The sequence below is a fragment of the Clostridium sp. AT4 genome (assembly GCF_001517625.2).
In the GTDB taxonomy this organism is placed as follows: domain Bacteria; phylum Bacillota; class Clostridia; order Lachnospirales; family Lachnospiraceae; genus Enterocloster.
Genome location: NZ_LN999828.1, coordinates 1,933,737 through 1,945,276 on the forward strand (window position 1 = coordinate 1,933,737; position 11,540 = coordinate 1,945,276).

An 11,540-nucleotide genomic window follows, 5' to 3' on the forward strand; every position below is an offset into this window, starting at 1 on the left:
TCATTTATAAATGACTGCGCACTATTTAATGCGTCCGCAGCACTGCTTATACTTCTTGCCGGAGCCGCAGGGACAGGGATCATTCGGATAGATCTTCTGCTCAGCTCTCTTCTGGGGCGCTACAGGAACCGCATCCTTATTGGTACCTGTCACCTTGGCAGCAGGCTCGCGCTCTACCTTCTGCTCTACGCGGATATGGAACAGGATGCGAACGGTCTCCTCCTGAATGGAAGCCATCATAGCTTCATACATTTCATAGCCCTGCATCTTATATTCAACCACCGGATCTCTCTGACCGTATGCCTGAAGGCCGATGCCCTCGCGGAGAGCGTCCATGTCATCCAGATGAGCCATCCACTTATTGTCAATTACCTTTAAAAGGACTACGCGCTCGATCTCACGGATCTGCTCGGCATCCGGATACTCTGCCTCCTTTGTTTCATACAGCTTAATGGCAGCTTCCTTGATGCTGTGCTTTAATTCATTTTTCTTCATGGACTTCTTCTGCTCATCCGTAAGCATCACCGGCTTTAAGGGAATCACAGGGAGAAGAAGGCTGTTTAATTCCTTTAAATCCCACTTATCCGGAGTCTGATCATCTGCAATGGACATATCCACGGCATTTTCTACGATCTCTGTGATCATCTTAAGAATCAGATCGCGCATATTGTCGCCGTCCAGCACCTTACGGCGCTCCTGATAAATAACCTCTCGCTGCTCATTGTTCACCTCATCGAACTTTAAGAGCTGCTCACGGATACCGTAGTTATTGCCCTCGATCTTCATCTGTGCCTTCTCAATGGCATTTGACAGCATCTTGTGCTCAATCTGCTCGCCCTCCGGCACGCCCATGGCCTCAAACATATGCATCAGACGGTCTGAACCGAAGAGACGCAGCAGGTCATCCTCCAGAGACAGATAGAATCTGGACTCACCCGGATCGCCCTGACGGCCGGAACGGCCGCGGAGCTGATTATCAATACGGCGGGACTCATGGCGCTCGGTACCGATGATCTTTAAGCCGCCCAGAGCCTTTGACTCGTCATCCAGCTTAATATCCGTACCACGGCCAGCCATATTCGTAGCAATGGTAACGGAGCCGTGGATACCTGCATCTGCCACGATCTCGGCCTCAAGCTCATGGAATTTAGCGTTAAGAACTTTATGAGGAATGCCTCTCTTTGTGAGCATCTTGCTTAAAAGCTCAGAAGTTTCAATGGTAATGGTACCAACCAATACAGGCTGTCCCTTTTCATGGGCTTTTACCACCTCATCTACAACTGCTTTGTATTTTTCCTTCTTTGTCTTGTATACCGCATCATCCAGATCCTTACGCTGAATGGGACGGTTAGTTGGAATAGCAATGGCATCCATGCCATAGGTATTGCGGAATTCTTTCTCCTCCGTAAGAGCAGTACCGGTCATACCTGCCTTCTTATTGAACTTGTTGAAGAAATTCTGGAAGGTGATGGTAGCCAGTGTACGGCTTTCACGGCGCACATTTACATGCTCCTTTGCCTCGATTGCCTGATGAAGTCCGTCGGAATAGCGGCGGCCCGGCATGATACGTCCTGTAAACTCATCTACGATCAGTACCTCATCGTCCTTTACCACGTAATCCTTATCTCTGAACATCAGGTTATTGGCGCGCAGAGCCAGAATGATATTGTGCTGGATCTCCAGATTTTCCGGATCTGCAAGGTTATCAATGTGGAAATATTCCTCTACCTTTTTCACACCCTGCTCCGTAAGGTTTACTACCTTATCCTTCTCATCAACTACGAAATCGCCGGTCTCCTCAATCTCCTCACCCATAATGGCATCAATCTTGGAAAATTCCTTGGAAACCGTTCCGCGCTCCAGCTGACGGGCCAGTACATCGCAGACCTCATAAAGCTTTGTGGATTTTCCGCTCTGTCCGGAAATGATCAGAGGGGTTCTCGCCTCGTCGATCAGCACAGAGTCCACCTCATCGATAATACAGTAGTCCAGATCGCGGAGCACCAGCTGCTCCTTGTAAATGGCCATATTGTCACGAAGGTAGTCAAATCCCAGCTCGTTATTTGTCACATAGGTAATGTCGCAGGCGTATGCCTCCTTGCGCTGGGCGCTGTTCATGTCATTTAAAACCACGCCTACACTCAGTCCCAGGAAACGATGTACCTGGCCCATCCACTCTGCATCTCGCTTTGCCAGATAGTCATTAACGGTTACGATCTGTACACCTTTTCCGGCCAGCGCATTTAAATAAGCAGGACAGGTGGATACCAGCGTCTTTCCCTCTCCTGTACGCATCTCGGCAATACGGCCCTGATGAAGTACAATACCACCGATGAGCTGTACAGGGAAATGCTCCATATTCAGCGTTCTTCTTGCAGCCTCCCGCACAGTAGCAAATGCCTCCGGCAGAAGATCATCCAGTGTTTCGCCCTTTGCCAGTCTTTCTTTAAAAATCCGGGTCTGGTCGCGCAGCTCTTCGTCTGACTTTGCCATCATCTCAGAACGCAGTCCCTCAATCTTGGCAACGATCGGCCGGATCATCTTAAGTTCTCTTTCACTATGAGTCCCGAACAGTTTCTCAATTACGTTCATGGTCTACTCTCCTAACTTCTTCCTTATATAAAAGTCTATACTCTCCCAAACTGCGGCTGTCGTGCCGGGAAAGCTGCTGTCTGTTTATAATCTGTCTGAAAATACTCTCTATTCCCTGATAAATGCACGCAGTATGCTATGATATAATCCAATATATTGTATCACCAGACGCTGATTTATTCAACTCATTCATAAAAAATTTACATTTCCCGGCAATCAGCCTCCCCGGTACTGCGAAGCATCCTGTTTTTCCCTCCGTTCCTGTACATTCCTGCCCTTTTAACAATATGCACAAACCACACGTTCGTTCCTTCTTCTATCCACATTATCCACAGTTATCCACAAACATTTCCCCCAAAGTTATCCCCACCTCATTTTCCTTTTATTTTCGTTGTTTTTTACTTATGCACCGACTTATCCACATTATCCACAAGTTTATAAGTCCCCGCTTTTACCAATTTTCTTTCCATTTCAGATCCTGTTTTTTTGTACACATCTGATAAATTTACATGTTTTTTACATTTTTTCTGCTTTTCCTCTTGACATTTATAAGCCTGCCCTATTAGTAATTCAATATTCTGCTTATGAATCCCAAAAACAATTTTTATAAAAAATTTATAGTAATTATTAGTCAATTTATCGTATTATGATTGTAATTTCACAACAAATATGTTATAATATACATATCTCAGAAAAAGGAGTTGATTTTATGCGTTATACCATTACAGGAAGAAACATCGAGGTAACTCCAGGCTTGAAAGCTGCCGTTGAAAAGAAGATCGGCAAGCTGGAACATTTCTTTACTCCCGACACAGAAGTGTTCGTTGCGCTCAGCGCCCAAAAGGATATTCAGAAAATTGAGGTCACTATCCCTGTAAAGGGAAATACCATCCGTGCGGAAGAATCCAGCACTGATATGTATGTATCCATCGATCTGGTAGAGGAGATCATTGAACGCCAGATCCGCAGATATAGGAAGAAACTCATTGACAAAAAGCAGGCGGCCCTGTCCTTCTCTCAGAATTTCATTGAAGAAGAAGAGGAAGTTCCATATGACGATGAGATCCAGATTGTTAAAACAAAGAAATTTGCCGTAAAACCTGTCAATCCCGAAGAAGCCTGCCTCCAGATGGAAATGCTGGGACATAACTTCTATGTTTTCTTAAATTCCGAAACCGATCAGGTAAACGTAGTGTACAAACGTAAAAATGGTACATATGGCCTGATTGAACCAGAGTTTTAAATGCAATAAAAAGCCGGTTCTTCCAACGCGGAGGATCGGCCTTTTATTATGCTGCAAGATATTCCTGTCTAATTTTAAAATCTATGGATCAGTCAAAAAAGCTCACTGCCTTGCAGGGGGTTCTGTAGTTAGCAGACGCATAGCAGATACCTGTAGCGGGATTGCTGGAATGGATGATCTTTCCATCTCCCACATAAATCCCCACATGATTGATATAATCGCCGCTTGCATAGAACAAAAGATCTCCCGGCTGCACCTGATCGACCGGAATCGTCTTTCCCTTGCCAGCCTGTTCTCTGGAACTTCTGCCTGTATTGATACCGAAATGAGAAAATACACTCATGACAAAGCCGGAGCAGTCTGCACCGTTTGTAAGGCTTGTACCGCCATAAACATAGGGGTTTCCAAGAAACTGCTTGGCATAGGCAACTACTGCGTTGCGGGAGGCAGATACGACCTTGGAACTGTCCTTTTCTCCCGGACTGTCAGGTTCTTTATTGGAAGACTCCTCAGGTTTTGCAATCGTAGGCGCCGCCACATTCTGCTGAGTTCCCTTTTCCGGATTCGCCTCAATAATCGGGATCCCGGAACCATTTTTAGAAGCAGAAGCAAACTGTGCGGACTTCTGCTCTGTTTTCGCTTCCTCCAACGCCTGAATGGCAGCATCCGCTTCTTTCTGAGCCTGGGCCTTTTCCTCTGCCTGGGCCTTTTCTTCCTCCGAAGAAACAGCTTCCTTAAATTCCACCTCTGTCTCTATGTACTCGCTGGATACATAGCCTTCCAGATCCGTATCCACTGCCACCTTTACAAAGCTTCCCTCCTGTCCCACAACAGAGCATCTGGCGCCTTCTCCCAGAAGAGTTAAGGTCTTTCCATTTAAATCCGGTGTTGCCCGCAGACGGACGGTAGCAGCGCCTTTTATAATTCCATAGGTATGTCCCACTTCCTTTGCCCTGGCAGCTGCGGCCTCGCCGGTAACAAAATACTCTGCCTTGATATAACCGGTAACGGAGCCAGAACGGATCTTATACCATTTTCCGCCCTCACCGTCTACCGTTTCCAGAATCTCGGCGGCACAGTCATTTTGTATCTTTCCCGTGACAGCGCTGGTTGTATTGGCCTCTGTGCGGATATTTACCGATCCGCTTACCTTTGATACCGCAATATTGTCATAATTGGGTGCGGCAAGGACGGTAAATACCCCTGCCAGCGTACACAGGCTGCTGATGATCAGTACCTTCTTCCATTTTTTCATCTGAATACATCCTCCTAGTGCGCCGTAAGATAGCGCTCTGCACTGGTCACCGCGTTTGCTCCGTCTGCTGCAGCTGTGACGATCTGCCTTAACAGTTTGGTTCTCACATCTCCTGCTGCGAAAATGCCGGGAACAGACGTAACTCCGTCCTCTCCCGCCTTAATATAACCGTGATCCATGTCCACCAGACCTTCAAATGCACGGCTTTCCGGTGAAATACCCACAGCAATAAATACACCCTGAAGGGCAAGCTCGCTCTTCTCTCCGGTCTTTACATTGGTTATCTTCAGACATTCTACAGAGCCTTCTCCCTCAATGGAATCGGCTACTGTATCCCAGAGGATCTCTACATTTTCCTGCGCAAACAAACTTTCCTGAAGGCTCTTTGCTGCTCTGAGTTCATTTCTTCTGTGAATGAGATACACCTTGCTGCACATACGCGCCAGAAAAATAGCGTCCTCTACTGCCACATCGCCTCCGCCGATAACTGCTGTTACCTTATTGCGGAAAAAAGCCCCGTCACAGGTTGCGCAGTAAGATACGCCCGCTCCTCCAAGCTCCTCCTCTCCGGGAATCCCAAGTTTTCTGTGAATGGCTCCTGTAGCCAATATCACTGCCCTTGCCTCATAGATGCCGCCAGAGCAGACTACTCTTTTAACCGGGCCATCCTCTACGGAAATCACCTCATCCTCCTTAAACAGAGCTCCCAGGCGGTCTGCATGCTCTCTGAACTTCAGTCCCAGATCGTAGCCGCCGATTCCGGGAAGGCCGGGATAATTATCTACTTCATAGGTAGTAAGCACCTGCCCACCGCTTACCATGGCTTTTTCCAAAATCAATGTGTTCAGCCGTGCTCTCTGCGCGTATACAGCTGCTGCCAGCCCTGCGGGGCCGGAGCCGATGATGATCAGATCGTATAATTGAGTCATATTTTCTATTCCTTATCTTATTAATTGGTCTACAGTTGGACATTTTTTTACATATTACCTATTATTATAACACAAATTACAAATCTGTTACAGAAAAAATTTCTTACAATTCCTGTACACGCATCTGATGATGTTAAAATGGCGTTATCCCATTGGAAACTAAAACGGGATACATGGTTTTCCCTGCCAAAATATGATATAATAGGGTAAGATTTGGAAAGGATGGTTTTGCGTATGGCAAGAAAAACAGTACTGGTCACCGGAGCATCCCGTGGCATCGGGAAAGCAATCGCAGTCAAATTTGCAAAAAAGGGATATAATGTAGCCATAAGCTGTGTGCACAGCAAAGAACGTCTTTTGCAGACGCAAAAGGAAATCCAGAGCTATCAGGTGCCCTGTCTGGCCTATATGGGAGATATGGGCGATATGAAATGCTGTGAAGAATGGTTTGAACAGGTAAAAAAACAGTTTGGAGGAGCAGACATTCTGATCAACAATGCCGGTATCGCCTATATCGGTCTCCTTCAGGATATGAGTACAGAGGACTGGGAAAAAATGCTCCATGTCAATCTGACCTCTGTCTTTAACTGCTGTAAACTGGCAATTCCTTATATGGTCCGTCAAAAACAGGGTAAAATAGTAAACATTTCTTCTGTATGGGGTCTTGCAGGGGCTTCCTGCGAAACCGCCTACTCAGCTACAAAAGGTGGAGTCAACGCATTTACAAAGGCGCTCGCCAAGGAGCTGGCCCCCAGCGGTATCCAGGTCAATGCCGTAGCCTGCGGAGCCATTGACACAGAGATGAACCAGTGGCTGGAAGAAGAGGAGCTGATTTCCCTGGTAGAAGAAATCCCGGCCGGCCGCCTGGGACGGGCAGAAGAGGTAGCTGACCTGGTGTACCATCTCAGCTATAAAGACTCCTATCTTACCGGACAGGTAATCGGTTTGGACGGCGGCTGGATTTAGAAGCCTTACATTTTCTCCTATTTCATTTTCCTTACAAAAGCTTACAAAAGGCTTACATGCATTGACCTTGGAGTTACTCCAGGGTATAAACTCTTGGCATAAGGAATTAATCCTCAGTCCCGATGTGAAATCGGAGATTGTAATCATAAGAAACAGGAGGAATGAATTTTATGAAGAAGCGTTTCGCTATTGTAACTCTGTCTCTTGCCCTTGCAGCAGGCAGCGCCATGACATCTTTTGCAGCAGGTTTTGTAGGAACAAAAGATGGTGTAAAATACCAGTGGGGCGACGGAGCCTACTGCACTAATAACTGGGTACAGTACAAAAACCACTGGTTCTTTTTCGGCAACGATCAGTTGATGCGTACCGGATGGATCCAGAGAGACGGTACCTGGTATTATGCAGCCGATACCGGCGAGCTTCAGGGCGGCATCATGAAAATCAATGGAAATGTATATTACTTTGACAACAACAGCTGTAAAATGCAGACAGGTGTACGCAATTACAACGGCGTAAACCATGAGTTTACTGAAAACGGCACAACTGACGGCGGCCCATACGTTTATACCGAGTGGAACAGCAATGGTGCCATCCGCAGAGGAACTAAGTTTGGAGTGCGCTGATCGGCTTAAAATGAATCATATGAATGCAGGAACCGCTGGAGATCGATTTTGATTTCTGGCGGTTTGTTTTATTATATAATCCTGTCTTTGACAGTTGTTAGAAGAAAAAAATCGCTGTATCCCTTGATTTTACGCTGATAAGGAAGTATTCACAACAATTTATCACTAACGCTGAACAGACAGGTTTCTGGTACAGTTCCTCTCTCGTTCTTGCATATAAGGAAAAACCCGCCGTCCCTCTTGATGCTTTCATTATTGTGGATTCATCAATCCCACGCATCTGCCCCTTACTTACCCGCCCAAGATAGCGGATCACGCATACCTTGTCGCAGGTGTCGAGCTGTTCTGCCAATACCATAGAAGATTTTGCCAGTCCCTTTGCTTTACAGAGGAAGAAATGCGTTGGCTGCTTTCGCTTCTTCTCAATTTTCGATGTCAGCGGAGCAATCGTGATCGTCGGCGCATAATAATTGCCGACATCGTTCTGAAGAACCACAACAGGACGAACACCGCCCTGCTTTGATCCAACCGGAACACCGAGATTGGCAAGATATAAGTCACCTCGCCGATAAAACCAGTTTTCTTTTATTTGCTGTTTTCTCCAATCTCCATACACTGATATGGATAAAGCCTGCCAGGTATCATACTGATACAGCACCCAGCAGTGCTTTCTGAAAATATGGTTTATCTGTACTTTTTCTTATCCCCCCAGAGATGTAGAATTTCTCACAGGCGGCAAGTGTGCTTCACTGCTCCATTGGAATTTGACCATCCCGCCTTCCTTATGGCCGGACCGCGAATTACGGAAGTATCATTGTCCCTGTCTGGTTTTAACACCACCGCCGGTTGCAATCCGGCATTTGCTTCTGCGAAACCGCTATCGCCCCGAAGGGCTTCATGGCGTGCAGTCGAAAGCTCGACCAAACAGGAATGTATCTGAAGAATGAGTATTCAGTTTTCAAGGGACATCCGGACTTTTGTCCTTACAAAGTAAGTTTAACAAGAATCCTCCGATTTCGTGTTGGCCTTGTAGGCGCACTTTGGTTGTCCTTGCAGGACTACCTGCGGTTCGTTTTGACTTTTCAGTGTTCTATACAGCCGGATTGAGGCAAAAAAATACCCCGTTGGTTTCCCAACGAGTCACATGATTGTTGCTGCTCTCTAACCTGTTTCCAAAGTCATCTAAAACAAAAACGGACAGCGTATCATGTGATTCATTCCACACAATACGCTGGCTATTCGTTTCTCTTACTACTTGTACCGCAGCATACCATTTTTTAGTTCAATAAATTTTCCGTCAAAGATTTCCTGCAACACCTGCCTGCATGGTATCCGTTGCAATCTTCTGACCTCAGACGCTTCCATTACGCGGAACGTGGTTTGATGATGATCCTGATAAAATGCAATGGGTGATTCAATGTACGGCTCGGCATCGGCAAGTGTCCAGTTTGATTCTTCTTTTAAGCGTGAGAATACTGATACCAGACTGATGCACCTTCTGAACGACCCCCTCGCGTTTCGTTAGGGGGCCTCTGCAATGGCGTTTCACTGCGGCGTAGGGATTCACATACCCCAACGCTTTTGCCACGTCACTTGCACAGAAGAATGTCTTGCCCGCCTCCTGCAACACGCGGATCGAACCAAACTCCTGGTTCTCAAACACCTCCATCATCTGCCTCGACAGTCCGCCATGACTGCCCACATCGGTGTCATGGGTCTTCTGATTGAAATCCGTCATACCTGTTTACCTCCTACTCAAATTTGTCTCGCCGGCTTTCGGGCGAAAAAATTAGAGCCTCGACCCATTCTCGTTTTCAAAGAATGAGCCAAGGTTCTATGTAACAGGATACCTGATATTATTTTTTTGCAGAATTCGTCAGAACTCGCCAAACGACCCTGACACTGTTTTTCATTCCATTTCAGCCGGATTTTTACCAAAAATCTGTCAAGGATATGGGGCTAATTTCCCCTCCAAAATGGCCTTCTGTAAACCCATCAAAATGGGCTAATTTGAAGTCAAATTTCCTCAAATTTCACCATCGGAATCAGGTGATTTCAGGCATAGAAAAAGCCCGGAAAATAGCGTATTTCCGGGCTTTTTTAGCATTTTTAAGTTGTAGATTATCGCTTGCTGAACTGAGGAGCGCGACGTGCAGCCTTTAAGCCGTATTTCTTTCTTTCCTTCATTCTTGGGTCTCTTGTTAAGTAGCCTGCTTTCTTCAGAACAGGTCTGTAATCAGCGTCAGCCTGAAGAAGAGCTCTGGAGATGCCGTGACGGATCGCACCAGCCTGTCCGGTTGTACCGCCGCCGCGAACGTTTACTAATACGTCAAACTTATCAGTAGTCTCTGTAGCTACTAATGGCTGACGAACGATCAGCTTTAAGGTCTCAAGACCAAGATACTCATCGATATCTCTCTTGTTGATAGTGATCTTACCAGTACCTGGTACTAAATATACTCTGGCGATGGATTTCTTTCTTCTGCCTGTTCCGTAAAATTTTGCGCTAGCCATGATACTTTCTTCCTCCAATCCTCATTAAAATGTTAAAACTTCTGGTTTCTGTGCTGCCTGCTCGTGGTTCGGGCCTGCATATACATGAAGCTTTGTGATCATGCTTCTTCCCAGAGGTCCCTTTGGAAGCATACCCTTAACTGCTAACTCTACAACCTTCTCAGGCTTCTTAGCCATCATCTCGCGAAGAGTAGTCTCTCTCATGCCGCCTACATAATCAGAGTGATTGTAGTAGATCTTCTGATCTAACTTCTTGCCTGTAACCTTTACCTTGTCAGCGTTTACAACAATTACGTAATCGCCGCAGTCCATGTGTGGAGTAAAGATCGGCTTGTTCTTTCCTCTTAAAACCTTAGCAATCTCAGATGATAAACGTCCTAATGTATATCCTGTAGCGTCAACTACATACCATTTTCTCTCAATTGTCGCTGGACTAGCCATAAAACTCTTCATTGGTCAACCTCCTGTTAATCTCAACCTGTTATATATGGGGTGCTTGTACCCCTGCTATATGTGATAAATATGGGAAGTATTTATCAATGAAATGCTCCGCTCCGGGGCTTTGGATGAGCATTTACCCTCAATGTCACAGTTTCTTATTATATAATATCTGAATGTTTGTGTCAACCGCTTTTTTGCAGGTTTTCCGCGGTTTTCAGGCTTTTCCTGCGTTTTCTTCATATTCCATCCCAATCAATGTAAGTCCTCTGGCCGGAGCAGTCGGACCTGCCGCAGCCCGGTCTCTGGCGTTTAGGATATCCTCGATCTGATCTGGCGGAATCTGTCCCATTCCCACACTGATAAGTGTTCCCGCAATAATGCGTACCATATTGTAAAGGAAACCGTTTCCACAGATGCGGATAGTGATCATTCCATCCTCTGTACGGCTTAGGCTGATCTCATAGATGGTCCGGACAGTGTCCTTTACCTGGGTTCTTACATTGCAGAAGCTTTTAAAATCATGTTCTCCCACTAACAGGACAGCTGCCTGCTGCATTTTTTCAAGATCCAGATCAAAATAACAGAAATGGGAATACAGGCGTTCTGTTGGAAGCTCTATTTTCCTGTTTAAGATCTTATATTCATATGTCTTTACACAGCTGCATCGTCTGGGATGCCAGTCTGGCGCTACCGTCTCAGAAGACTGAACACGTATATCCTCCGGCAGCCGCTGGTTTAAGGCAAAGCAGATCTTATCCGCAGGCATCCTGTGGCTTGTGTCAAAAACAGCCACATTTCCTCTGGCATGGACGCCAGAGTCGGTCCGGCTGGCTCCGATAACCTGAATGGGTTCGCCCAAAAGCTCTGTCAGTGTTTCATTTAATATTTGTTCAATGGTAACGGCTCCCGGCTGCAGCTGCCAGCCGTGATAAGCGGTTCCGTCATATGCCACCCGAAGGCGGACACGCTTCGTCATA

At 46.3% G+C, this 11,540-nt stretch carries 11 protein-coding genes; 3 read left to right on the top strand and 8 right to left on the bottom strand.

Going from position 1 to position 11,540, the window contains the following annotated elements:
• Positions 1-21: 21 nt before the first annotated feature.
• Positions 22-2,592, bottom strand: a complete 2,571-nt coding sequence (gene secA, locus BN3656_RS15350) for a preprotein translocase subunit SecA (protein ID WP_066549993.1) — start codon at positions 2,590-2,592, stop codon at positions 22-24.
• Between the two features lie 709 nt (positions 2,593-3,301).
• Here secA and raiA point away from each other — a divergent pair.
• The gene (raiA, locus tag BN3656_RS15355) at positions 3,302-3,835 is read left to right on the top strand and encodes a ribosome-associated translation inhibitor RaiA (RefSeq protein ID WP_066549996.1); all 534 of its coding nucleotides are present in this window, start codon (positions 3,302-3,304) and stop codon (positions 3,833-3,835) included.
• Between the two features lie 88 nt (positions 3,836-3,923).
• Here the strand turns inward: raiA and BN3656_RS15360 are convergent, their stop codons facing one another.
• Both BN3656_RS15360 and trxB read right to left on the bottom strand, forming a co-directional pair.
• Positions 3,924-5,090, bottom strand: a complete 1,167-nt coding sequence (locus tag BN3656_RS15360) for an NlpC/P60 family protein (RefSeq protein ID WP_066549999.1) — start codon at positions 5,088-5,090, stop codon at positions 3,924-3,926.
• A gap of 14 nt (positions 5,091-5,104) precedes the next feature.
• The gene (gene trxB, locus BN3656_RS15365; protein WP_066550005.1) at positions 5,105-6,019 is read right to left on the bottom strand and encodes a thioredoxin-disulfide reductase; all 915 of its coding nucleotides are present in this window, start codon (positions 6,017-6,019) and stop codon (positions 5,105-5,107) included.
• Between the two features lie 234 nt (positions 6,020-6,253).
• On the opposite strand from trxB, the gene BN3656_RS15370 reads away from it, so the two are divergent.
• A complete protein-coding gene (locus BN3656_RS15370; protein WP_066550009.1) occupies positions 6,254-6,985 on the top strand; it encodes an SDR family oxidoreductase in 732 nt (243 codons plus the stop codon).
• A gap of 170 nt (positions 6,986-7,155) precedes the next feature.
• The gene (locus tag BN3656_RS15375) at positions 7,156-7,608 is read left to right on the top strand and encodes a hypothetical protein (protein WP_066550012.1); all 453 of its coding nucleotides are present in this window, start codon (positions 7,156-7,158) and stop codon (positions 7,606-7,608) included.
• Between the two features lie 97 nt (positions 7,609-7,705).
• On the opposite strand, the gene BN3656_RS16940 is transcribed toward BN3656_RS15375, so the two are convergent.
• The 5 genes from BN3656_RS16940 to truA all read right to left on the bottom strand — a co-directional run bounded on the left by BN3656_RS16940 (position 7,706) and on the right by truA (position 11,539).
• Positions 7,706-8,266: a type II toxin-antitoxin system PemK/MazF family toxin gene (locus BN3656_RS16940; RefSeq protein WP_242963024.1), complete on the bottom strand. Its 561-nt coding sequence runs from the start codon at positions 8,264-8,266 to the stop codon at positions 7,706-7,708.
• A 756-nt stretch (positions 8,267-9,022) separates the two neighbouring features.
• On the bottom strand, positions 9,023-9,346 hold the full coding sequence (locus tag BN3656_RS15390) for a BRO family protein (protein ID WP_066550014.1): 324 nt from the start codon (positions 9,344-9,346) through the stop codon (positions 9,023-9,025).
• 383 nt (positions 9,347-9,729) lie between these two features.
• Positions 9,730-10,122 (bottom strand): 30S ribosomal protein S9, encoded by a 393-nt coding sequence (rpsI, locus tag BN3656_RS15395; RefSeq protein ID WP_066550017.1) that lies wholly within the window; start codon positions 10,120-10,122, stop codon positions 9,730-9,732.
• Between the two features lie 24 nt (positions 10,123-10,146).
• On the bottom strand, positions 10,147-10,575 hold the full coding sequence (gene rplM, locus BN3656_RS15400) for a 50S ribosomal protein L13 (protein WP_066550019.1): 429 nt from the start codon (positions 10,573-10,575) through the stop codon (positions 10,147-10,149).
• A gap of 202 nt (positions 10,576-10,777) precedes the next feature.
• Positions 10,778-11,539, bottom strand: a complete 762-nt coding sequence (truA, locus tag BN3656_RS15405; RefSeq protein ID WP_066550021.1) for a tRNA pseudouridine(38-40) synthase TruA — start codon at positions 11,537-11,539, stop codon at positions 10,778-10,780.
• Between the last annotated feature and the right edge of the window lies 1 nt (position 11,540).

Coding starts and splice junctions, on each gene's coding strand:
- rplM (WP_066550019.1), bottom strand. CDS start 10,575: ATGAAGAGTTTTATGGCTAGTCCAGCGACAATTGAGAGAAAATGGTAT.
- secA (WP_066549993.1), bottom strand. CDS start 2,592: ATGAACGTAATTGAGAAACTGTTCGGGACTCATAGTGAAAGAGAACTT.
- truA (WP_066550021.1), bottom strand. CDS start 11,539: ATGACGAAGCGTGTCCGCCTTCGGGTGGCATATGACGGAACCGCTTAT.
- trxB (WP_066550005.1), bottom strand. CDS start 6,019: ATGACTCAATTATACGATCTGATCATCATCGGCTCCGGCCCCGCAGGG.
- rpsI (WP_066550017.1), bottom strand. CDS start 10,122: ATGGCTAGCGCAAAATTTTACGGAACAGGCAGAAGAAAGAAATCCATC.
- raiA (WP_066549996.1), top strand. CDS start 3,302: ATGCGTTATACCATTACAGGAAGAAACATCGAGGTAACTCCAGGCTTG.
- BN3656_RS15375 (WP_066550012.1), top strand. CDS start 7,156: ATGAAGAAGCGTTTCGCTATTGTAACTCTGTCTCTTGCCCTTGCAGCA.
- BN3656_RS15360 (WP_066549999.1), bottom strand. CDS start 5,090: ATGAAAAAATGGAAGAAGGTACTGATCATCAGCAGCCTGTGTACGCTG.
- BN3656_RS15370 (WP_066550009.1), top strand. CDS start 6,254: ATGGCAAGAAAAACAGTACTGGTCACCGGAGCATCCCGTGGCATCGGG.
- BN3656_RS15390 (WP_066550014.1), bottom strand. CDS start 9,346: ATGACGGATTTCAATCAGAAGACCCATGACACCGATGTGGGCAGTCAT.